Source organism: Pleurocapsa sp. PCC 7327, from assembly GCF_000317025.1.
Classification (GTDB): Bacteria; Cyanobacteriota; Cyanobacteriia; order Cyanobacteriales; family Microcystaceae; genus Hydrococcus.
In genome coordinates this window covers 2,968,646-2,990,699 of the sequence record NC_019689.1, presented here as the reverse complement: position 1 = coordinate 2,990,699, position 22,054 = coordinate 2,968,646, and the positions used below count along the sequence as shown (strand labels likewise).

At 46.4% G+C, this 22,054-nt stretch carries 22 protein-coding genes and 4 pseudogenes; 7 read left to right on the top strand and 19 right to left on the bottom strand.

Annotation, left to right across the window (positions count from 1 at the left end):
* The first annotated feature begins 47 nt into the window (after window positions 1–47).
* Window positions 48–1,595 carry a bifunctional pantoate--beta-alanine ligase/(d)CMP kinase gene (locus tag PLE7327_RS13415; RefSeq protein ID WP_015144351.1) on the top strand — a complete coding sequence of 516 codons (1,548 nt, stop codon included), beginning with the start codon at window positions 48–50 and terminating at the stop codon, window positions 1,593–1,595.
* Window positions 1,596–1,677: 82 nt separating this feature from the next.
* Entirely contained in the window at window positions 1,678–2,571 is an 894-nt protein-coding gene (locus PLE7327_RS13410; RefSeq protein WP_015144350.1) for a tetratricopeptide repeat protein, read from the top strand.
* A 116-nt stretch (window positions 2,572–2,687) separates the two neighbouring features.
* Here PLE7327_RS13410 and PLE7327_RS13405 read toward each other — a convergent pair whose 3' ends face one another.
* Window positions 2,688–3,092, bottom strand: a complete 405-nt coding sequence (locus tag PLE7327_RS13405; RefSeq protein WP_015144349.1) for a response regulator — start codon at window positions 3,090–3,092, stop codon at window positions 2,688–2,690.
* A gap of 86 nt (window positions 3,093–3,178) precedes the next feature.
* On the opposite strand from PLE7327_RS13405, the gene PLE7327_RS13400 reads away from it, so the two are divergent.
* Window positions 3,179–5,677: a DNA topoisomerase (ATP-hydrolyzing) subunit A gene (locus tag PLE7327_RS13400; protein ID WP_041393294.1), complete on the top strand. Its 2,499-nt coding sequence runs from the start codon at window positions 3,179–3,181 to the stop codon at window positions 5,675–5,677.
* Between the two features lie 39 nt (window positions 5,678–5,716).
* Here PLE7327_RS13400 and clpB read toward each other — a convergent pair whose 3' ends face one another.
* A complete protein-coding gene (gene clpB / locus PLE7327_RS13395) occupies window positions 5,717–8,377 on the bottom strand; it encodes an ATP-dependent chaperone ClpB (RefSeq protein ID WP_015144347.1) in 2,661 nt (886 codons plus the stop codon).
* 377 nt (window positions 8,378–8,754) lie between these two features.
* Between clpB and PLE7327_RS13390 the strand changes: the two genes are divergently transcribed.
* Window positions 8,755–10,176 (top strand): cation:proton antiporter, encoded by a 1,422-nt coding sequence (locus tag PLE7327_RS13390; RefSeq protein WP_015144345.1) that lies wholly within the window; start codon window positions 8,755–8,757, stop codon window positions 10,174–10,176.
* Window positions 10,177–10,345: 169 nt separating this feature from the next.
* A complete protein-coding gene (locus tag PLE7327_RS13385; protein ID WP_015144344.1) occupies window positions 10,346–10,924 on the top strand; it encodes an AMIN domain-containing protein in 579 nt (192 codons plus the stop codon).
* Window positions 10,925–11,001: 77 nt separating this feature from the next.
* On the opposite strand, the pseudogene PLE7327_RS26615 reads toward PLE7327_RS13385, so the two are convergent.
* A pseudogene (locus PLE7327_RS26615) lies at window positions 11,002–11,834 on the bottom strand (RNA-guided endonuclease TnpB family protein); the annotation flags it as partial.
* 374 nt (window positions 11,835–12,208) lie between these two features.
* Here PLE7327_RS26615 and PLE7327_RS26610 point away from each other — a divergent pair.
* A complete protein-coding gene (locus tag PLE7327_RS26610) occupies window positions 12,209–12,271 on the top strand; it encodes a hypothetical protein (protein WP_371265300.1) in 63 nt (20 codons plus the stop codon).
* A gap of 367 nt (window positions 12,272–12,638) precedes the next feature.
* Here the strand turns inward: PLE7327_RS26610 and PLE7327_RS26605 are convergent.
* From PLE7327_RS26605 to PLE7327_RS13305, 13 genes and pseudogenes are all read right to left on the bottom strand, one after another.
* Window positions 12,639–13,358: pseudogene (locus PLE7327_RS26605) on the bottom strand (hypothetical protein).
* Between the two features lie 94 nt (window positions 13,359–13,452).
* Window positions 13,453–13,883 (bottom strand): annotated as a pseudogene (locus PLE7327_RS26600) (phosphatidylglycerol lysyltransferase domain-containing protein); the annotation flags it as partial.
* A gap of 180 nt (window positions 13,884–14,063) precedes the next feature.
* A pseudogene (locus tag PLE7327_RS13355) lies at window positions 14,064–15,204 on the bottom strand (IS3 family transposase).
* 64 nt (window positions 15,205–15,268) lie between these two features.
* Entirely contained in the window at window positions 15,269–15,757 is a 489-nt protein-coding gene (locus tag PLE7327_RS13345) for a COP23 domain-containing protein (RefSeq protein ID WP_015144342.1), read from the bottom strand.
* A 152-nt stretch (window positions 15,758–15,909) separates the two neighbouring features.
* Window positions 15,910–16,284 (bottom strand): DUF5615 family PIN-like protein, encoded by a 375-nt coding sequence (locus tag PLE7327_RS13340; RefSeq protein ID WP_015144341.1) that lies wholly within the window; start codon window positions 16,282–16,284, stop codon window positions 15,910–15,912.
* Entirely contained in the window at window positions 16,268–16,510 is a 243-nt protein-coding gene (locus tag PLE7327_RS13335) for a DUF433 domain-containing protein (protein WP_015144340.1), read from the bottom strand. The genes PLE7327_RS13340 and PLE7327_RS13335 overlap by 17 nt, the downstream gene beginning before the upstream one ends.
* Before the next feature lie 53 nt (window positions 16,511–16,563).
* Window positions 16,564–16,965, bottom strand: coding sequence for an ester cyclase (locus tag PLE7327_RS22720; protein ID WP_015144339.1), 402 nt, complete (start codon window positions 16,963–16,965; stop codon window positions 16,564–16,566).
* A gap of 4 nt (window positions 16,966–16,969) precedes the next feature.
* A complete protein-coding gene (locus PLE7327_RS13325; RefSeq protein WP_015144338.1) occupies window positions 16,970–17,260 on the bottom strand; it encodes a cupin domain-containing protein in 291 nt (96 codons plus the stop codon).
* A 192-nt stretch (window positions 17,261–17,452) separates the two neighbouring features.
* Window positions 17,453–17,743, bottom strand: coding sequence for a type II toxin-antitoxin system RelE/ParE family toxin (locus tag PLE7327_RS13320; protein ID WP_015144337.1), 291 nt, complete (start codon window positions 17,741–17,743; stop codon window positions 17,453–17,455).
* Window positions 17,740–17,970 (bottom strand): addiction module protein, encoded by a 231-nt coding sequence (locus tag PLE7327_RS13315; RefSeq protein WP_015144336.1) that lies wholly within the window; start codon window positions 17,968–17,970, stop codon window positions 17,740–17,742. Before PLE7327_RS13315 ends, PLE7327_RS13320 begins: the two co-directional genes overlap by 4 nt.
* A 66-nt stretch (window positions 17,971–18,036) precedes the next feature.
* Window positions 18,037–18,441: an SDR family oxidoreductase gene (locus PLE7327_RS25330; RefSeq protein WP_217523123.1), complete on the bottom strand. Its 405-nt coding sequence runs from the start codon at window positions 18,439–18,441 to the stop codon at window positions 18,037–18,039.
* Complete coding sequence (locus PLE7327_RS25325; RefSeq protein ID WP_217523122.1) at window positions 18,438–18,734, bottom strand: hypothetical protein; 297 nt, start codon at window positions 18,732–18,734, stop codon at window positions 18,438–18,440. The genes PLE7327_RS25330 and PLE7327_RS25325 overlap by 4 nt, the downstream gene beginning before the upstream one ends.
* A 13-nt stretch (window positions 18,735–18,747) precedes the next feature.
* A complete protein-coding gene (locus PLE7327_RS13305) occupies window positions 18,748–19,422 on the bottom strand; it encodes an N-acetyltransferase (RefSeq protein WP_015144335.1) in 675 nt (224 codons plus the stop codon).
* Window positions 19,423–19,541: 119 nt separating this feature from the next.
* Here PLE7327_RS13305 and PLE7327_RS13300 point away from each other — a divergent pair, with 119 nt between their 5' ends.
* Complete coding sequence (locus PLE7327_RS13300; RefSeq protein WP_015144334.1) at window positions 19,542–20,129, top strand: TetR/AcrR family transcriptional regulator; 588 nt, start codon at window positions 19,542–19,544, stop codon at window positions 20,127–20,129.
* Between the two features lie 248 nt (window positions 20,130–20,377).
* Here PLE7327_RS13300 and PLE7327_RS13295 read toward each other — a convergent pair whose 3' ends face one another.
* The 3 genes from PLE7327_RS13295 to PLE7327_RS13285 form a co-directional block, all read right to left on the bottom strand.
* Window positions 20,378–20,773, bottom strand: a complete 396-nt coding sequence (locus PLE7327_RS13295; RefSeq protein WP_015144333.1) for a DUF5615 family PIN-like protein — start codon at window positions 20,771–20,773, stop codon at window positions 20,378–20,380.
* Window positions 20,770–21,144, bottom strand: a complete 375-nt coding sequence (locus PLE7327_RS13290; protein WP_015144332.1) for a DUF433 domain-containing protein — start codon at window positions 21,142–21,144, stop codon at window positions 20,770–20,772. Before PLE7327_RS13290 ends, PLE7327_RS13295 begins: the two co-directional genes overlap by 4 nt.
* Before the next feature lie 95 nt (window positions 21,145–21,239).
* Complete coding sequence (locus PLE7327_RS13285) at window positions 21,240–21,575, bottom strand: hypothetical protein (RefSeq protein WP_015144331.1); 336 nt, start codon at window positions 21,573–21,575, stop codon at window positions 21,240–21,242.
* Window positions 21,576–22,054 lie beyond the last annotated feature (479 nt).

Sequence of the window (22,054 nt, the reverse complement as noted above, 5' to 3'; positions counted from 1 at the left end):
GTTCGTATCCCCAAGTTTGACCCCTACTCGCATGAGGAGAAAAGGCGGTGCATCTATATAAAACGGTAGCTGGATTGCGCTCTGCCCTGGCAAGTCGGCGAGACCGTCGCGCGATTGGCTTAGTTCCAACAATGGGGGCGCTGCACCTCGGCCATGCAAGTTTGATCCAGCGCGCAGTTGCCGAGAACGACATCGTCGTTGTCAGTATCTTTGTCAATCCGCTGCAATTTGGATCTAGTGAAGATTTACAAAAATATCCCCGTCAGCTAGAAAAAGATTGTCGGGTTTGCGAACAGTATGGAGTAGATATTGTTTTTGCTCCAACTGTTGAGGAGATGGGAACTCCGCCATCTCAAGAATCGCCTTCGTCAACCGTGACGGCAGTAGTGCCACCACCAGAGATGACATCGGTGCTGTGCGGACAGTTTAGACCGGGGCATTTTCAGGGAGTGGCAACGATAGTGACCAAGTTGTTCAACATTATTGCGCCCAACAATGCCTATTTTGGGGAAAAAGACGCGCAACAGCTAGCGATTCTGCGGCGGGTGGTTAAGGATTTAAATATCCCTGTCGAAGTCAAAGCTTGTCCGACAGTTAGAGAAGCGTCGGGACTAGCGCTCAGTTCTCGCAATCAGTATTTGAGCGAAACCGAACGAGAACAGTCCAAAGCTATTTATCGCAGCCTGCAAGCAGCCCGCAAAGCTTTCTGCACCGGGGAGCGGGAGGCATTTAAGCTAATCGATATCGTCAAGCAAGAATTGGCGCTGACTCCAGAAGTCAAGGTTCAGTATGTCGAGTTGGTGCATCCGCAAACCCTAACTCGTTTGGAGAAGATAGAGGAAGCCGGATTACTTGCGATCGCAGCATATGTTGGTTCGACGCGCTTAATCGATAATGTCATTTTGCGACACCGCCGACCCATTATCGCTATCGACGGACCGGCTGGGGCTGGAAAATCTACCGTCACTCGTCGCGTTGCCCAAGCCTTGAATTTGCTGCATCTCGATACGGGAGCCATGTATCGGGCAGTTGCTTGGTTAGTCATGCGATCGGGAATTTCTCTAGACGACGAAGGCGCGATCGCAGAATTAGTGACTCAAGCGAACCTAGAACTAATTCCTGCCGAGCCGCCCAATCCAACTCGCGTCAAAATTAATGGAGAAGACGTAACCGAAACCATTCGGACTCCAGAAGTTACGGCGATCGTATCCCAAATTGCTGCCAAGGCTTCAGTTCGCCAGGCATTAGTCCAACAGCAGCAACGCTATGGCAAAACAGGCGGAATCGTTGCTGAAGGTAGGGACATTGGGACTGCCGTTTTCCCAGATGCCGAATTGAAAATTTTTCTCACGGCTTCAGTAGAAGAGAGAGCCAAGCGACGCTGGCAAGATTTTAAGGAACAAGGGCGAGAAGAAATCAGTCTAGAGCAATTAGAGCAAGATATCCAGGCGCGAGATTACTTCGACAGCCATCGGCAAATTGCTCCCCTACAACAGGCGATCGATGCCATTAAGATCGACACGGATAAGTTAAGTATTGAAGAAGTGACCGAGCAAATTATTAATCTGTACGAGCAACTCAATTCTGAGGCTTGATAAATGTCTTCTCTTTGTTTGTTCCTCTTTTCGATAAGATGGATCGGGTAAGAACGAGTGAAAAATTCTTCGAGACAATATTGTGCCTAAGCTGAATTGGTTAATTTCTGTTCTCGCTTGTGCGGGCGTGTGGAGCGCTACCTTGCCCGCGATGGGACAAGCCTTGGTGCCCTATACGCCAGAACTCAACGCCGAGCAATTAGAACAGCAAGGATTGGCGCTGGCGGAAGAGGCTATACAATTAGTACGATTTCAACAGTACGAGCTGGCTTTGCCCAGAGCCAAACTAGCGACTCAACTAGCGTCAGAACGCTATGAAACCTGGTTTATTTTGGGAAGCTTGTACGTTCAACAGCAAGAGCTAGACGAAGGGATTAAAGTTCTCCAAAAAGCTCTTTCCCTCGCCCCAGAAGAAGCAGGAATTAAGTTTACGCTGGGCAATGCCTATTTCCAAAAAGGCGATTATGCAGCAGCCGCGACCGAGATCGAGCAAGGCTTAAAGATAAAGCCGGACGTTCCCGCCGCCTTGTTCGATCTGGGCAATGCTTATTTGAAATTAGGAAAGTCATCCGAGGCGATTGAGTCCTATGAAAAAGCGATCGCGCAAGAAAAAACGTTTTGGCCCGCCCTCAATAATATCGGACTGATCGAATACGAACAGGGCAATGTAGATGGGGCGATTCAAAGATGGCAAGCCGCGATCGCAATTGACGACAAACAAGCCGAACCCAAGTTGGCAGTTGCCGTTGCTCTCTACGCTCAAGGCAAACAAGAGGAAGGCTTAAAGCTAGCAGAAGAAGCGCTATCACTCGACGGTCGCTATGCCGATTTGGAGTTTCTCAAAGAAAATCTTTGGGGAGAGCGTCTAATTGCCGATACTAAAACCTTTTTAGCTACCCCCAAAATGCAAGCCGTCCTTGCCAACATCCAAACTCAACCCGCAGAAACCGAAGGACAACAAGCACCAGCACCGTAATAGCAGAGAGATGGGGGAGTGGGGGAGCTTCTGGAGTGTGGGAAGAACCGGGAGTGTGGGGGAGTTGGGAGACGGGGAGACAATTAACAATTAACTACTAACTACTAACCCAACTCCTAATTTTGATTTTTATTTGCCACTGCTAGAATCTGAGCGATAAACTGTTGATGATCCACAACGGGCTTAGAGATGTATCCATCAGCGCCACTTTGTTTGAGAAAATTTTCTCGATCCCCTTCCATGGCGTGAGCCGTTACTAGAATGACGGGCAAAGAAGCAGTTTGAGGATTGGATTTCAACATCTGGGTAATTGCGATCCCATCTACCGCTTTACCTTGATAAACGCTATGAGCTAGAGAAACATCCATCAAAATCACGTCTGCTTCTCTGGAGCGAGCGATTCTCATCACTTCTTCTACATCTTCGGTTCCTTTAACCTCTAAGCCGCCGCGCTTAGTAAGGATTTTGGCAAAAACGCGGAAATTTATGGGATCGTCTTCTACAATCAAAACGGTTGTCATAGCGCTTACTTAAGGGAGTTATGGTAGGAGAAGGGAGCTATTACCCCCTTCGGTTGGCGTTTGTTGAACTCAGGAAAGAAAAACTCATGGCAAAACAGCTAAATCTATTAGCGACTGGTCAAATTATACCCACGGCTCTTCATGTGGAAATGGAACGGTCATATCTCGAATATGCCATGAGCGTGATTGTGGGGCGAGCATTACCCGACGCGCGCGATGGGTTAAAACCCGTGCATCGGCGGATTTTATACGCCATGTACGAACTCGGACTAACCCCAGATCGACCTTACCGGAAATGCGCTCGCGTGGTTGGGGACGTGCTAGGAAAATATCACCCTCACGGAGATCAAGCGGTGTACGATGCTCTCGTGCGAATGGTGCAGGATTTTTCCAGTCGCTATCCCCTACTGGCAGGTCACGGGAACTTTGGCTCGGTGGACGACGATCCGCCAGCAGCCATGCGCTACACCGAAACCCGATTGGCTCCTATCGCTCACCAGGCAATGTTGAGCGATATTAGCGAGGCGATCGTTGACTTTACGAGCAACTTTGATAACTCTCAACAAGAACCAGTCGTTTTACCCGCCCAACTCCCTCTATTATTACTCAACGGCTGTGCTGGGATCGCAGTCGGGATGGCAACGAATATTCCTCCCCACAATCTAGGGGAAATTGTCGATGGGTTAATTGCGCTGATTGACAATCCCCAGCTGAGCGATGAGAAACTTTGGCAAATGATTCCCGGTCCCGACTTTCCAACTGGGGGAGAAATTGTAGACAAGGCAGGAATTATTGAAGCGTATCGCACCGGACGGGGAATTATCCCAATTCGAGGCGTAGCCAAGGTAGAAACAGTCTACATCGGCAAACGGAGATACAGGGAAGGAAAAGCGATCGTCGTGACCGAATTGCCCTATCAGGTAAATAAGTCGGCTTGGATCGAAAAAGTTGCCGAATTGGTCAATCAGGGGCGTTTAGAAGGCATTTCCGACCTGCGAGACGAAAGCGATCGCTCTGGCATGCGCGTTGTCATCGAACTGAAACGGGAAACCAACCCCAATACCGTTCTCGCAGAACTTTACCAGCACACCGCCCTCCAAACTAACTTTGGGGCGATTATGCTTGCCTTGGTGAATAACCAACCCCGTCAGCTATCTTTGCGCGAGCTATTAGAGGAGTTTTTGAAGTTCCGCGAGCAAACCCTGACGCGGCAATACTCCCACGAGTTGGAACAATCCCAAAAACGCCTGCACCTGCTGGCAGGTCTGTTGGTAGCCCTCAATAACCTGGATGCAGTTGTTGAAATTCTCAGAAATGCGCCCGATGGGACGACGGCTAAATTAAGCTTGCACGAACAACTCGACATTAGTGACGCTCAAGCGGATTCTATTTTAGCGATGCCCATGCGCCGCCTGACGGGATTGGAGCGACAAAAATTGCAAACGGAATATGACGAGTTGCAGGCGCAGATCGATCGATTACAAATTCTTCTGGGCGATCGCAACGAACTGATGAAAGCATTAAAAAAAGAATTGCGATCGCTCAAACGTCAATTCGGCGACGAACGCCGCACTCGTATCTTAGCTCATCCACCAGTCCCTAATCCCCAACTTACCCCAAGTAACGATACCGGGAGACTAGAAGAGAAGAACACCCCGTCACCCCTTCTTCCACTCTTCTCCCAAACGCCTACAGAAGATGCGGTTCTAGAAATTACCCAGCAAGGATACATCTATTGGCATCCTCCCGAATGCGATCGACAATCTTTAAACCAAAAAGGCAACGATTTTGTCATCTCGACTCAGACAATTGGTAAACAAGAACAATTGCTGGTAATTACCGATAGCGGCAAAGCTTATCCAGTGGAGATAAAAGACATTCCTCCCGCACTAGGGCGAGAAAAAACTTTAATCGGTCTCTTGCCTAAAAGCGCTCAGAGGGATGCAGAAAAAACTGTCGCTCACTTTTTTCTTCCCCAACAGAAGAATATCGACTTGATTTTCTTGACCCAAAAAGGAAAGATTAAGCGATTGCCCGTTTCAGAATTAGATAACCTGGGCAATCGAGGACTGTCGCCAATTAAATTAAAAGAAGACGATCGCCTCAGATACGTTTGTTTCGCTCGAGAAGGACAAGATTTAGCGATCGCGACGACAGGCGGACGATTATTGCGCTTTGCGATCGATGACGAGCAAATTCCTGTTCTGGGACGTGGCGCTCAAGGAAACCAAATTCTTCGACTTCGTTTTGGAGAGAATATAGCAGGTTGCGTCGCGCTCGATGCAGACGAAAATTTATTATTGGTTTCCCAGCTAGGCTATGGCAAGCGCCTGCCCATCAGTCTCTTGCGACTGGCTAAACTTGGCGACATTGGCACTCAGGCAATGCAGTTTACCAGCAAAACGGATAATTTAGCGGGAATAGTACTGGCTAAAGAGAAGGCAAAGGCAGTTTTAGTAACCAGTAGAGATCGCGGCATTTCTTTGTCTGTGGATTCTGTTGCTGTATGGGGCAAAGATGGAGTTGGCGATCGCGTTGCTACACTTAAAGCGGATGAGGCAATCGTCTCGGTTATTGGTGGTTAGCTTTTGCGATCGCGCATGGCGCGATCTTCTGGCTAAATTTTAAGGATGGACGACTTCGGGTTCTACTACCCGCATTAGCTCTTTTTTGCTGAAATTCAAAGTATTATTGACGCAATCAATAACAATCGTGTCCCCTTCGCCAAAAGTCATTTCTAGAATTTTAGTAGCGATTGGATTTTCGATTTCTCGTTGAATGGCTCGTTTGAGAGGACGCGCTCCATAAACCGGATCGTAACCGGCATTGACGATATAATCTAGCGCCCTTTCCGTCAGTTCCAGGCTAATTTTTTGTTCTGCCAATAACCGCTCGATTCGCTTAATTTGAATGACGACAATTTGACGCAATTCCTCGCGTTTGAGGGTGTGGAAAATAATCAAATCGTCAACGCGGTTGAGAAATTCGGGGCGAAAATGTTTTCTGAGGGCATCCGTCACCCGCTTGTGCATTTTATCGTAGTTGGCATCGTCTCCCGCAACATTGAGAATATGCTCGCTGCCGACGTTACTGGTCATGACGATAATGGTGTTGCGGAAATCGACAACTCTTCCTTGAGAGTCAGTAATGCGTCCGTCGTCAAGTACTTGCAACAAAATGTTAAACACGTCGGGGTGGGCTTTTTCGACCTCATCTAGCAAGACGACGGAATAGGGACGGCGGCGAACCGCTTCCGATAGCTGTCCTCCCTCCTCGTAACCGATATATCCTGGAGGTGCGCCAACCAAGCGCGAGACGGCATGTTTTTCCATATATTCGGACATATCGATCCGTACCATGGCATCTTCGCTATCGAAGAGGAATGCTGCTAGCGCCCTTGCCAGTTCGGTTTTTCCAACCCCCGTCGGTCCCATAAACAGAAAAGAACCAATCGGTCGTCCGGGGTCTTTCATGCCTGCCCTAGCGCGACGAATGGCAGCGGCGACGGCAGCTACCGCTTCCTGTTGTCCGATGACTCTTTGATGCAAATGTCCTTCGAGTTGGAGCAATTTTTGGCGTTCTGACTCTAGCAAACGATTGATCGGTATCCCCGTCCAACGGGCAACAATTTCTGCAATATCGCCTTCGGTAACTTGTTCGCGCAGTAGGGCAGTACCTTCGGATTGAATTTCTATGAGTTTGGTTTCTTTGGCTTCCAGTTCGCGCTGCAAGACTTCTAACTTACCATACTTCAGTTGAGCAGCTTTGTTGAGATCGTAAGCCCGTTCTGCTTGTTCGACTTGCAGGCGCAATTGTTCTTCCTCTTCTTTGAGGGCATTAATTTCTTCAAGCATTTGCTTTTCAGATTGCCACTGACAAGAGAGTTCCTTTTGCTTGACTTCTAATTCTTCAATTTCCTGTTGGATGCGTTCTAGACGGTCTTTGGAAGCGCGATCGACTAATAATAACATGCCCGGACGCTTTTCTTCTCCTTCTAGCGATAATTTTTCCATTTGCAATTGCATCAAGCGGCGATCGATCGCTTCTAGTTCTACGGGTTTAGACGTAATCTCCATTTTCAGGGTAGCGGCGGCTTCGTCTACGAGATCGATCGCTTTATCGGGCAAAAACCTGTCGCTGATGTAACGATGAGATAACGTAGCCGCAGCAACTAAGGCAGAATCAGTAATTTTTACGCCGTGGTGAACTTCATAGCGTTCTTTGAGTCCTCGCAGAATCGAGATCGTATCTTCAACGCTGGGTTGCTTGACATAAACCTGTTGAAAGCGACGTTCTAGGGCAGGATCTTTTTCAATGTGCTTGCGATATTCATCTAGCGTCGTCGCGCCGATACAGCGCAATTCTCCCCGCGCTAGCATGGGTTTGAGCAAGTTGCCCGCATCCATCGAACCTTCCCGTGAACCTGCCCCGACGACAGTATGAACTTCGTCGATAAATAAAATAATGCATCCGTCGGAGTTAGTGACTTCTCTTAACACCGTCCGCAAGCGTTCTTCAAATTCTCCCCGATATTTCGCCCCCGCGATCAAACTCCCCATATCGAGGGAAATTAGTTGGCGGTTTTTCAGAGATTCGGGAACGTCGCCGTTAACAATGCGCTGTGCCAATCCTTCAGCAATTGCCGTTTTCCCGACTCCGGGTTCTCCAATTAAGACAGGATTATTCTTCGATCGCCGGGATAAAACTTGAATAACTCTGCGTATCTCTTCATCTCGTCCGATTACTGGGTCTAGTTTACCCGCTTTTGCTTGTTCGGTGAGGTCGCGTCCATATTTAGCTAAGGCCTCGTATTTATCTTCTTGATTGGGTTCGGTAACTTTTTGCGTTCCGCGAACCGCTTTGATGTTGGCTTCTAGGTCTTGCGGATCTAAATTAAAAATACGCAAGCACCGCCGTCCGATTCGTTCATCCTCCGCAAAACCCATCAACAGGTGTTCGACAGAAATATATTTATCCTGCCAACTTTCTCTAGAAGCTTCGGCGCGATCTAACATGACATCGAGTCCTCGACCGAGGTAGAGTTGATCGACAACGCTAACTTTTGCCTGTCGGTTGGCAAAAGCTTCTAGCTGTTGCTGCAAGCGGGGGATATCGATGTTAGCACGCCCGAAAATGCGCGTAGCTAGTCCTTCTTTTTCTAAAAGCGCCAAAACAACATGTTCTACTTCTAAGGTCTGATTTCTAAAGCGGCGAGCAATATCTTGAGATTTAACGATCGCGTCCCAGGCTTGTTCGGTAAATTTGTTGGGGTCGGTTGGCTGCATTATTGGCTAAAAACGAATCCCTCTGAGATCGGTGGTTTCAGTGCTTAGTATAGCAAGGAGAGCGGGAACAATGACCTTGATAGCGCACAGAAGGCAAGCGATCGTCCCGTCAACTTCAATAAATCTTGCTTCTATTTTATTTTCCCAAAATAATTATTGCTAATTTAAATGCAACCCGATAGATGAAAAACCTATGGCGATCGAAATCTCTAGCTTCTGGGTTCCTTTGGCGCTACTGGGATTGATTATCCTAGCAGCGATTTTCTTTAGTCGCATCAAATAAAGAATCTCTTTCAAAGAAAGTCAGATTTTTTTGAGATGCTTGTAGAGTAGATAAAGCAATCTCTGGCGAACCCATAGTCGATACAACTATTTGGATGAACTTACTACCTTCAACCTTGTCTTTTTCTTCTGTGTGGACTCATTTGCCCATCCTAGCAGCAGCGACAGAAACAGAAACAGCAGATGGCGCCCTAGTTCTCGCTGGCGTGTTACTCAGTTTAGCGGTCATCTACTTTACAAGCAAACTGGGGGGCGAAATTTGCTTGCGTCTAAACTTACCCCCCGTTTTAGGAGAACTGGTAGGCGGCGTAGCGATTGGAGTTTCTGCCTTGAAGTTACTGGTGTTTCCCGAAGGCAGTGCCGATGCTGGCGACTCGCTATTGATGCAGTTTTTGCAAGCGACCTCTGCCCTAACTCCCGAAGGATCCCAGTCTGTTTTTGCCGTGCAAAGCGAGGTAATTTCTCTGTTATCGGAACTTGGGGTAGTCATTCTCTTATTTGAGATTGGTTTGGAATCCGACCTCAAAGAGTTAATTCGCGTTGGTCCCCAAGCTGCATTGGTGGCAGTCGTTGGAGTCGTAACTCCCTTTGCCTTGGGAACGGCAGGATTAGTTTATCTATTCCACGTTCCCGTTATTCCCTCTGTCTTTGCTGGGGCAGCCCTCACGGCAACGAGTATCGGCATTACCGCTAAAGTCCTCTCGGAAATCGATCGCCTCAATTCAACAGAAGGTCAAATTATTATCGGTGCAGCGGTTCTCGACGACGTTTTAGGCATTATCGTACTTGCCGTAGTTGCCAGTCTGGTAAAAACGGGTGAAATCGAAATCAGCAACGTCATTTACTTAATTATCAGTGCCGGAGTTTTTCTCATCGGGGCTATTTTGCTGGGGCGTTTTTTGATTCCCTTTTTTATCCGACTGGTCGATACCATGAAAACTCGCGGTCAGTTGTTGTTAGCTTCGCTTGTCTTTGCCTATATTCTGTCTTACACCGCTCAAGTCATTCAACTAGAAGCCATTTTAGGAGCTTTTGCTGCTGGTTTGGTTCTTGCCGAAACAGAAAAGCGAGAAGAACTCGCCGAACAAATTATTCCAGTGGCAGACATTCTCGTCCCCATTTTCTTCGTTTGCGTGGGGGCAAAAACCGACCTCAGCGTTCTCAATCCAACCGTTCCCAGCAATCGCGAGGGCTTAATCCTTGCTGTATTTTTGATGGTTGTGGCGATTATCGGCAAAGTGGTGACTGGCTGGTCGGTATTTGGTCAACCCGGAATAAACCGCTTGGCGATTGGCATCGGCATGATTCCCAGAGGCGAAGTTGGCTTGGTGTTCCTCGGTGTCGGTTCGGCCAGCGGCGCTCTCTCCAAACCAACAGAAGCAGCCATTATTATGATGGTCATCTTGACGACTTTTCTCGCGCCGCCTTTGTTACGGATAGTATTTGGCGCCGCAGAAACAGTCCCAACCGTTGGGGAAGGAACGACAGAAGCTGTAGAAGCGACTCGAAAACAATAACCAAGAGCGATGGGAATTGGCGATTGGGAAAATTTTTCCCGGTCGCTAGTTCCCTTAAATTTGAAACCTAAGCATTTCTGGATACGTCCCTTCTTGTTAATGCGTTTGGGAGTTAGGACAAAGATTCGATCTAGATAGAGCCGCAACCGTTTTCGGAGGAGTAACAATCGTGAAAGTTTACTGGCTAATGCCGAGTTTGATAAGCCTTTTCTTATGTGCCTCTCCAGCAGAAGCAGGCAGACTCCTATCTTGGCGGTTTGAGACGAATCAGAGCCGATTAATTTTTACCACAGATAGTGGAGTTGCAGTCCAACCCAAAGCACAACCGATCTCCGATCCCACCCGCGTACTTATCGACCTGCCAGGAATTACTTTGGGTCGTCCTAGCATCAGACAAGCGTATGGCGGAGCTGTCAGCAGCTTGCGAGTCGGTCAGTTTGACGCTCAAACGACTTGCTTAGTGATTGAATTGGCGCCCACAGGGTACACGCTCGACCCCCAACAAGTCAGAATTCGAGGTTTATCCCCAACTCAGTGGACGTTAGACTTACCGACTCCTTCAAATTCCCCAGATACGATCCCTTCTCGGTCTATTAGTACTCCAGTTTTGGTAGCTTCTCCAAAACCAACTGACATTACAGATTTTCAAGTGACGCGCAACGGCTTCTTTATTCGTCTCGATCGCGACGGCGACAACAGCAAGATTAGAATTAAACGCAGCCGCGATCGCCGATCGCTCCTCGATTAAAATCACTCTAGATGACGCTACTCTACCTGCCACTCTGGCATCGCAAACCCTACCCGTTAACAGCTAGAGTGATTTCAATCTTTAATACCTTTGTACTCTAGAAAAGTTCTTAATTGATAGAATGCCCAAGAATTAGAACGTCTACGTTCAGTTCTATTTCTTGGTTTTTGGTTGGTTCTTTCACGAATACCAGTTAAATCTTCAATAGCTACAAAAGACTGAGTTTTTCGGCTCTTCAGTAATGATTGCTTTTGATATGTTGTGGTTGAGCCATGCTTGATATCTTCTCTCGCGTCCCGATAGCCGTTGCAAGATTTGCCTAGCTCTACGTCTAGTCGATCTTGTGCCTTGAGATGCGCGTCTTTGGAGGGAAGCTCGTACACGACTATATTTGTCTCTAGTTTCTAGAATCTCATGACCCGACCATGATTTTCCTGTATCGGTTACAGCTATGTCTCGTCTGCCAAAATCTACTCCGATTACATTACTTGTGTCTAAAGGTTTTGGAGCTTCAGGCTTTAACTGGATATGGACGTACCCAATCACCATCTCGATCTAAATCGACTCCCAAAACTTTGTCTGTAGACTGTGGAGATGGGGTTTCGTTGTCTAGATTAATGTTTATGTAGTAGTCTCCCTTGCGTCGCTTTACTAAAGTTGCAGAGGTTGGAACTTGCCCTTTTAATTGGCCACGCTGGAAGTTACCAATTAGGAGCTCAAACTTTTGCCGGCTATGCAGTAGTTTTAAGCTAACTGTCCAGTTCTTCTCACAAAAGCTAAAGATTCGAGCCTCGTATCCTGCACTGGTAGGGGCAAAACCTTTTACTTCTTTCTTTCTATCTTTAGCGGTTTTGCGATTAGATAACCCAAAAGCTGAAGGAAATGAAAGTAGCCGTCCTCGCAGCAGTATCCGAGTTGCTGAAGGTGCTAACGGCGATGGGGATGGCGAAAGGCGAAACCAATGATGATGGTTAATGCGGGAGTCTACCTGTAACAGACAGCATGAAAGAAAACTAAAAACAACTTTTCTTCATTCTCAATTATTGTGCAAAAACGTCGAGGTTTAGACTAACTTTTGAGGATAAGGGCAATAACATTTTTCAAGATCGAAATTTTTTATTGTCTAAACTCCTCATTTTTTAATTTTTAATTGAAAATTTGTTAGTTATGAAAACCTAAAAAATCTATAAAACTAAAGAAAAATATTTTTAGATTACTTGAAGATCTACTAGATATTTTAGGAGATGCGAGCGGATTTTAAAAACGCCAACTCCCTTAATCTATATGATTTATCTCAAACAGTTTTTAGTGCTTTATTGTTTGGTTTTGCCAATTGTAAAACTGTAAATAATTAAAGAAAAATTAGGGTAGTTATTTGCTAGAAAATAAGCGATTAATTCATACAATAATAAAGAAACTAAAGCCTGACCGCTAGGATAACTAAAAGATTTTTCAGAAATTAGCAAGTTCCAAAGTCGAGGGCGAGTTTTACTAAAAAATAGCTTCAATCCCCTATTAAGAATTAAAGCTACCAGACGGCGATCGCAAATATCTTAGCCTCTTGTCGGTAACGTTGCTACCAAAGTATTCCTAAACTAACTGCGATAACAACAACGACAACGATAGGATTTCCCAATTGTGTTATAGTCAACATCGTGCGATCATTTTAATATACGAAGAAAATAAACGCAATTAAGCAAAAAAATAGCTATTGTCAATGAAGTCTAGAAATGAATCGCTGATGCAATTCATCCAGTCCCAGAATCAATATCGCACTGCTTAAAGGGAGAAAATAGTAAATTCCTCGATAAGCTAAAAGTGCCCCCAAGAGGGAGGCAGAGGACACAGGTGGCGAGAGCAGCAGGAGCATGACAGTTTCAAAAACTCCTAACCCTCCTGGAACATTGCTAATAATTCCGGCAATCTGCGCCAGCAAGTAAATTCCGAAAAATTCAGGATAAGATAGAGGCGTAGCGGTAGGCAAAAGGACGTAAAGGATAGCAGCCGCCAACGGCAAACAATCCTAACCAAAAGCTGAAATTGCACAAGGCAATAATTTGAGCAATTTTAGCAACAGACAAACCCCAAGCTCTATAAAAGCGATAGCGAATGGCACTGCCGCTTAAGAGAGCCAAACCGACACTATTGCTAATAGCATAACTGATAATCGCAGCCAAAGCTGTTTTTTGCGGTAAGAAAGGGGATAGCGAATGTAGCGAACGGCGAGGGTATCGTATCCAGTAAGCATGACGTAATTTAAGCCAGTCAGTTCTACAGCCAAAAATAAATGAGTCGTGGGGATGTCTGCCAGACTCTTCCAGACCTCTCGAATGTGGTACTTTTGCAGTTCCTGGCTAATTGCCCATAGGGATAGAGTAAAGAGCAGCAAACTTAGCACAGCAGAACCAATTTGAGAAAGGCGTTTTCGATTCATTAAAATCTTTTAGCTTACAAGTTATGACTATGCCAGGATTTTTCAGAACTACGCTACATTCACACAAAACAACTCACTTTCTAAAGAATTATGCTCACGAACTCGGTTTAAAATAATCGATGAGACGATCGCCCGAATCTGTCCTCACTAAGGCTACCACTATCTCTGGCAAAGCGGCTGTCCCAGGATAAACCAGATAACGAGGTTCCCAGTAAGGCTGAAATTTCTCTTTAAAGGCGTGCACCCCTTGAAAATTATAAAACCGATTGAGATGTTTGTACAAATAGTGCAACGCCTTTTCTAGGCGAGGAGATTTTTTGTTTCACCCACTCCAGATAGAGCCGATAATCCCAAATTAGAACTATCGTATCCTTGCTCCTTAAAATGTTGAAACATGGAAATCAATAAGAAATCCATCGTACCGTGTTCAATTTCTGTTCGCCGCCGCATTAAGTCGATGGTAATCTCATTAATTTGATATTCTGGTATCACATTGGCAAAAGCAGTTATTTCTCCTCTATTAGTTTGAAGTTAACAAAATGCTAAGATAAGCACGCGCACTCCTCGCGCGATCAAGGGACGATCCGAACGAGCGGTAAAAACGCCTCGCATCAGAAGAAGTTGGATTAGTAGCGCGAGGGCTAGCAAATGAAGTGAACCCATGAATTCGGACAGAAGATCGAAGACTTTAAGGATGTGTCTCTTTCATATCACATTTCCTTTTTGTTGTTCATTCCATTGCTTCTCATATTCATCTGGGGTTAGATAACCCAATGATGAATGTATTCTCTTCTTCATGTACACATCCTCTCAAAACTGTTCAATCTGTTCATACGCTTCTGCCAAATTGCGATACTCCGATAAGTCAACTTCTTCCTCTTTGAGCGTTCGCATCAATCGTTCTGCATAACCGTTCTGCCATGCCTGCCCTACTTCTGCCACGCTGATTTTGACTGTGTGCTCCTCTAGCAGCTTGACATACTCATTCGCTGCATATTGCACCCCTCGCTCGGAATGATGTATCTCCGGTCGCCCCTTTGCCAGACCCTTGTTGTTCGGAGCCGTAATCGTCAAGCTCACCTCCATGCTCCTCGCCAGATGCCATCCCCGAATACTGCGCGCGAACACATCCATTAACACTGCTAAGTACACAAACTCCTGTTGCAGCCTGATGTACCTGATGTCCCCCATTCAAACTTGCTCTGGTCGCTCGATTGCTAAATCCATCACCAGGTTCGGATATCGCCGAAAGCCATGGTGGCTGTTGGTCGTCCGTTTCCGCCTCACAGGTTGCTTGCCAGCCAAGCCAAGTTCCTGCATCAGTCGCGCTACCCGTTTGTGGTTAATCTCCTGTCCTTGACGTTGTAACATCGCCGTGATGCGACGATACCCATAGGTCGGATGCTGCCCACAAAGCTTGACAATCGCCTCCTCGATCTCGGTTTCGTCTGGCGGTGGCTGCGACTGGTAGTAAACCTGGCTGCGCGGGTAGTTCAACACCTGGCACAGGGTTGCAATCGACTCCTCCTGGCTCAACTGCATCACCGTCTCCCGTTTTTGTCCAGGCTCAAGTAACTCGAGGCTTTTTTGCGCTCTCAAGTTGAACCGTTAATTGCCCCACCAACCGCTCCAACTCGGCAATCTTCTGTTCTTGCTCGCTGCCCACTTCACCCCGCTCGAAAATGCTCGGTGCCTGCTCCAAGAATTCTTGGCGCCACCGATTCAGCACGTTTGGATTCAGCTTGTGCGCTCGGCACAGAGCCCTCGGTGTCTTTTCGCCACTCAGCAGTTGCAGGACGACTTTGGCTTTGAACTCTGCGGTGTATTGACGACGGTTTACTGTCATAATTGCCCCCTTTCAAGAACAAGGATACTACTCTTAGCCTCCTGTCCGAAAATCGGGGGTCATTTCAATTACTATTCATTCCTGCGGTAAGCGTTTCAGCCATATACCTCAGTGATAGGTATGGATCGGTATTTGGTCTTAAAGTTACCAATAGCGGGCAGTTATCACCGCTAACTTTTGTTTTCACACAGATGACAAATTGTCTGGGCGTATTGGGATCGGAACGATAAGTCAATTGAGTTAAACCATCCTGGCGGTAAAGTTCTAATCGTCGAGCAATCTCCTGACATCTCTCCGCAGGAGTCCAATTGCTGCCCAAGGTTGCTGCTATCTTTAGCCAAGGGTCTTGTTTCTCACCATTGCGGTACACTACTGTCCAGACTTCACCCTCGTTAGGATGTGATATTAATTCACAAGAGAAGCGATCTGTTTCTTGAATTACCAATGGAGGCCATTTATTTGAAAAAGCTATGTCTAGACCAAAAATTCCTACTAATGTAGAAATGACAGTTAAAAGGTTTACTCCCTTAAATAGCCTCGATATTTTGTTCATATTTTTGCGTTATTCAAGTGCAACACTAATTGCAGACCGAATTTTTAGCTAGATCCCAGAAACCTCTGAAATTGATCGGTTGAGCTAACCGGACGGCGATCGCCTTTGCAACTCAACAGATAGCCTATGCTCCGTTCCGGTTCAGCGACTGGTTAGCCCTCCTTCACCAACGGGAGGCGGCGCATACGAACTCGACTCGGCTCAACTGTCACGACAACTCCTTGTTCTAGATCCTCTGAAAACTCATCAAGAACTGTCAAGAGCAGATTGGTCAATGCTTGGGCACGCAATCTTTCAATTCGGATGCGAATTACGGAAGGAGAAGTCGCTGCACTCAGAGCTAATAAAGCATGGAAGTCAGCATCAAGAGTCACAACTACACGCTCATCATCTCTTGCTCTCTGAAGGATGTCCCTATCATCTGCTGCCGACAAACCAATCTCAGCAACATGAACGGTATCGATGCCAGCCTCACTTAGCAACGTTGCTGCAGAGCGTGGCAAGCCCTGGTCAAGCAGCAGTTTCATCACTTTGAGGCAATTCTACAATGCGATCGTCCAAGTAGGAAGAGGCAAAGATCAGGGCTTGCTGGATATCTTCCTCTTCCAGTTCGGGAAACTCTTGAAACAGCTCTTGGCGATCGGGGTAAGTTGCCAGTAATTCAAGCACGCGACGAACCGTAAGGCGCAAGTCACGAATGCAAGGCTGCCCATTCATACGATTGGGGTTGCTGGTGATACGGTCTAATTTCATGTACGTAACCCTAGCTCGTTTGACGGTGACAAAGAGTCCAAATGGGTCTAAACTTACTCAGTTATTTGCTTGCACAAACGAGCAAAGTCTATTTCATCCCAACACTCCACAATTTTGCCATCCTGGATTCTATAGATAACGATTCCCGTAAACTCTACTTTCCGGTTAGTAGGGGCAATACCATAAAATTCTTTTCTGTGGGTTCCTCTTGTTGTGACACGAAGGACAACTCTATCATTCTCAGCGATCAAATCCTCCACTGAATAATGAGAGTCAGGAAACGCTTCTACGAATGCTAGCTCTAATCGCTGAAGCTCGTGAAAATCAACCACTCCGTCTCTACTGTGCCCAACAAAATCCACAGATATATAATCTTCAAATCTCCCAGAAAACCCATTATTGCCATTAGCAATCCAGTCTCTTATAAGATTTTTATTAAGATCTTTATTCATCATCGATTTATCCCAGATCAAACAAGAAAACTATATTCCTTCTAGCAGGCACATGCACAAAGTCACCAGGCTCAATCATAAACTCTCGACCATCCAAATACATAATCATTGAGCCTTCTAGCATATAGTAGCTTTCTTCTTCTTTGGCATGAGTATGCGGAGGGACAAAACCGTTTGGGGGAACATCGACAGTCACAACTGCCATATTATTGATAGATTGTGCGGACTTTAATTTGATGCACACTCTATCACCCAAAACTTGTAGGCTTTGACCTTCTTCCCTCTTCAATATCGTCATATCTCTGTTCCTCACTAGAGTTGATACATAGAGATACGTATGAACATTTCAATTGGATTTCCAAGTTTGAAAGTCGTGACCAATCCAGCCATATAACGTTCCCCTTCAGCGGCGGCTAGTAACCTTTGCATCCCTACCAGTGCGTCTCAACCGTCCGCTGCATTGGGGTTGTTAGGCTACTGACAACTTCACCTACCGACGATTTTTCCAGTATCCAGGCTCTCGACTACAGTGCATAACCGCCAGAATGAGAATGTAATCTTGCTCAATTGTGTAAAGAATTCCATAAGGAAATCTCTTTGCCATACATCGCCGAACATCATCATCGATTTCAGTATAACGAGTGGGAGCTTCTCCGATCCGATAAACTGTATCCTCGATCGCGTTTACAAATGCTTGAGCAACCTCAACCCTCTGCTCTGTGTAGTATTGAACTGCTTCAGTGTATTCATTCAGCGCTTCAGGATGAAATACATACCTCATGGCTCAATCAGCCGTCTGACCTGAGCTAGAGCATCTTCACCTGGAATTGGTTGAACAGAACCATCTCGCACTTCATCTCGTCGGCGCTTGGCTTCAGTTACCCAAACTGCTTGAATTGCTGAGCCGGTATCGAACTCCAAGCTTTCCACTAACTTGTCTGCTAGGAGTGCTCTTGACTCGTTAGGCAGAGACAATATTTCCTCAGTCAGTTGCTCAATTGAGCGCATAATCCCAATCCCTCTCAGAAGGCTAAATCCTAAACAGATTGTATCAAACCCTAACATGAAGCTTCATTAAGCTCCTTCACCTAACATTGCAGGAAGATCGATCTCTTTAATACAGGTAGCTCTTGATAAGGAAAGAATACAGTCAAGGATGGCAAGAAGATCCCTTAGAGGAATTGCTTCACCGCCCGTCAGATTTGCTGCTGCAAGATCCCCTAAAACTTCAGGTGTGCCAACGTTGCCAGGGTTAATCACAGTTACACCGATCTGCTGCGATCGCAATTCTTCCCGTAAGGAATGCACCACTCCCCGCAGTCCAAACTTCGATGCACTATTGGCAACTTCCCTTCCTGGGAAATTATCTCGACCTGAGAGCGCCCCCATGAAAATGATTTTCGGATTATCCGATCGTCGCAGGGCAGGCAGTAACGCTTTCACCAACCGAATTGGAGCGACCAGATTGACGGCAATCACGCGAACAATGTCCTCATATCAGAACACGCTTCAAAGCTGTACTGGCTGGTAAACGCATCGGTTTCCCAAGTTCCCCCCATGTAGAGCAAAGCATCTAAGCAATCATTTCCAACCGCCCTTGCCACCGTTTCTATCCCTGCCAGATCGGACAAATCTGCCTGCACCCATTCACCGACCGGAGCCACTGTCCGAGACACCGCTAATAGGCGATCGCACTGGTCTATCAAATGTTCTGCAACCGCAAGTCCAATGCCACGACTCGCACCTGCTACTAGAATAGTCTTAAAAGACATTGCCTTTCTCTCGTTAATTGAGGCGCAGACCAAACTTCGTCACTCCCGGAAACTCAATCTTGAATTGTTCCCAGAAGTAATCTGCATGGAAGGTTTGATAGGGCTTAAATCCAATAGACTCGTAGGTATGGCGAGCGACATCATTGCCGTTGATTACCATAATTCCGGCAAAGTCATGCTGCTGCGATCGCCCCTCCTCTAGCAAAGCTCTGAGTAACGCTTTGCCAAAGCCTCGACCCCGCGCTTCTGGCAATACGGCAATACTTTCAATCATCCAAGTTGCTTGGGGGGTTAGAAAAAATGGTCGCAAATCTCCTCCCCAAAGTGCCAAATAGCGATCGCGAAAGACGGTTAAATTTTCCCTAGACCACTTCAACTCCTGAGCGATCCCTTCCAAACGCGACAGGCGCAACGGGCAATAGTCTTCTAGATCGGGCACATAGCCTGCTGCGGCAGTAATGGGCTTACTTTCAGCCTCTAAGATCAGGAAATCTTCAACGCTGCCCCAATTAGAAGCCCCTGTCCTCAGTTCTGCCTCAATAAACTGCAACGCAGTGGTTTCAGTCCCCTCCAACAGGTCTTCCCAAAAGCAGTGATTCAATGGCGGCAACGAAGCCTCATACTCAATTCTGGCAAGGAATGGAATATCGGCAGTTGTTGCCTTGCGAGTGCTGAGGGTGGCTAACATAGAACTCCTTTGAGGAAATCCCCACGTTAAGATACAATCTGTATGTATCTTAAGTTAGCAGGGGGAGCTTCCTGTTGTCAAGATACATACTGTCTGAATGTTAAATTGAGCCATTCACCATGCCAGCGAAGTTGACCAAAGCGGAACAAACTCAACGCACTCGTCGTGCCATTCTGGATCGAGCGCGTCACTTATTTGCCACAAAGGGGTATGCTGCTACGGGAACCGAAGAAATCATCAGCGAATTGGGCATTACACGGGGAGCCTTGTATCACCAATTCAACGATAAGTTAGGCGTGTTTAAGGCGGTCATCGTTGAAGCCTACGGTGAGATCACAGACTACATCCAAACTAAAATTCAGCCAATAGACACCAATTGGCAGCAGCTAGTTATCGGCTGCCAGGCGTTTTTAGAAGTAGCACATCAGGAAGAACTACGGCGTTTGGTTTTCGTTGAAGCTCCAGCCGTTTTGGCAGCAGATGACTTGGCTAAAATGGATCGGTATGGCTTTGCTTTGCTCCATGAGTCCATTCAGATCGCTGTCGCTGAGGGTGAGCTAAACACGATCGATGCAGAGGGGTTTGCTCACCTGGTTAATGGTTCGCTCAATGATTTAGCAGCTTGGGTTGCACAGTCGAATAATCCTAATCGATTGAAAACAGCGCAATCCTTGGTCGAGACATTATTGATGCGGCACCGCAGTTAATCCTACTTATTGAATATTAGATATTTGGCTTGGCGATTACCGATTGTTTCACTAGCAAGCTTCTTGATACAGAGGGAAGGAGTGCCTCACGACCTGATCAACAGCTTAAGCCAGCTAACGTTCCTGGTCAGCGGCAGCAAGTAGCCTTGAACTCCCACCGATCACCTCTGTTCTGTTCGCTGCACCGATTTGTTGTGCCGCGCCGCTTGCCAATGTCTCTGCGATCGCCCAAGTCTCTGTTTCAGAGCTTATGGGATGAAGATACGTCCTACCCCCGTGTAGTTCTCAATATCCAGCAAAATTTCAATGATACGATCAGCACATTGACTGCGATAGCTGGGTTCACTACGGAAGCGATCGAGGCTAGCAATAGTCACAATAGGCAACGAATTCGATGTGTTATCCTCACGAAGTGTTCTCTCTAGGGAATCTTCTCCTTTCATGTTTCGGTTAGCAGTCAGCAAAATCATCTGGTTGTCTTGGGCTGTTTGCCATACAACACGATCGCTACTGTCCGTTGATAATTCAATTTCGCGAAAAGTAATAAAGCGAATAGGAATCAGGTCAAGCCAACCATCACTGGCAATCTTTCCCAAGAGGATAACGGCATATCGCTCAAGATTGTGGTCAATCAGAAAGTTCATGACTTCGTCGCATGTCTGGCTTTCTGCGCTTGGAGCTTTGCCCAAAGAGCTTCCTGACCAGGTTTGGGTGGCATGGCAGCAAACTGGGCAAAGCGTTCACGGTTGCGCTCTTCCCAGTACTGCCGAATTTCCTCTGCGGTTCTCAAAACTTCCTGATACTCAGCTTCTATCTCAGTACGATGGGTCTCAATGTAGGATAAAGCGGTGTCAAGCTGCGCTTCTGTCAGTGGGAGCCAGTTCAAGATCAGTTTTGGATCTCGTCCTGCAACGAGATGATCCATGACATCGTAGAGTGTGATGCGTGTCCCAGCGATCGTCAGCCCCCGCTCTGTACGAATGATAGCTGCTTGTCCATTTGATGACAGAGACATACCCTTAGCTCCTCAGAATCTAACTTTATACTACTCTACATAAAAATCAGGGTGGGCAATTGCCCACCCTATTCGCTGATGTTGACTCCTAATTTTTAAGAAAATTGTTTCATTGTATCTACCAGTCTGCTTGCTGCTCTTGGGTCTTTCTTGTTCAAAAGCTTTTTCAGGTCTTTGAGAAGAGATTCAAGAGTTTCACTCAGAAATACAAACAATCCAAGAATTCCAAGAACCTCCAGTATTTTTTTAACAGTCGCAGCAAATCCATATTTTTTTACTGTGAGAACTAACCCCTTAAAATAGGTGTATCCATAACCGTGCTGGATTCCATGAGCCATTGCCGTGAATCCCTTAAATATTGCTGCTTTAGTTCCTATATAAGCAACAGCGCTTTTTATAAGAGGTGCTGCTAGAATCTCTAGTCCTGTCATACAGATACCTCAACAAATTCATTTTTTCTATGCTAACAAACCGCCATCGTTTTGTACTGATAGAAATTTTCTTAGGTCAAGATGGCGAAAAAAGGCTAAGAGCTTTTAGTGTTATGGTTTACAGCAGATCTCGATACGTGATAGGAGTACATCATGGACTTAAACAAAGATTCCAAACGTTCGCCACATGAGTCAAGTGAGTAAAGCAGCTCAGCTTGTTGACGACACTTTGAACGGTTGATTTTATCTACGATTTGAAATTGCTTCCGACAGACCTAAATCGAAACGAAGCAAAAAGTCTTCAAATCGCTCCTCCATCGACTTGTTATGTCGCCGGAACTACCCACCAATCTCAATGTTGACCATTCTTACTTCTGTGCCATCAGATCAAATCTAATGGTTTCAATAACCAGAAGGGCGTTGAAATCCACCAACGACTCGATCGATCTCCTGAGCGATCGCTTTGCGTGCCATCTCGA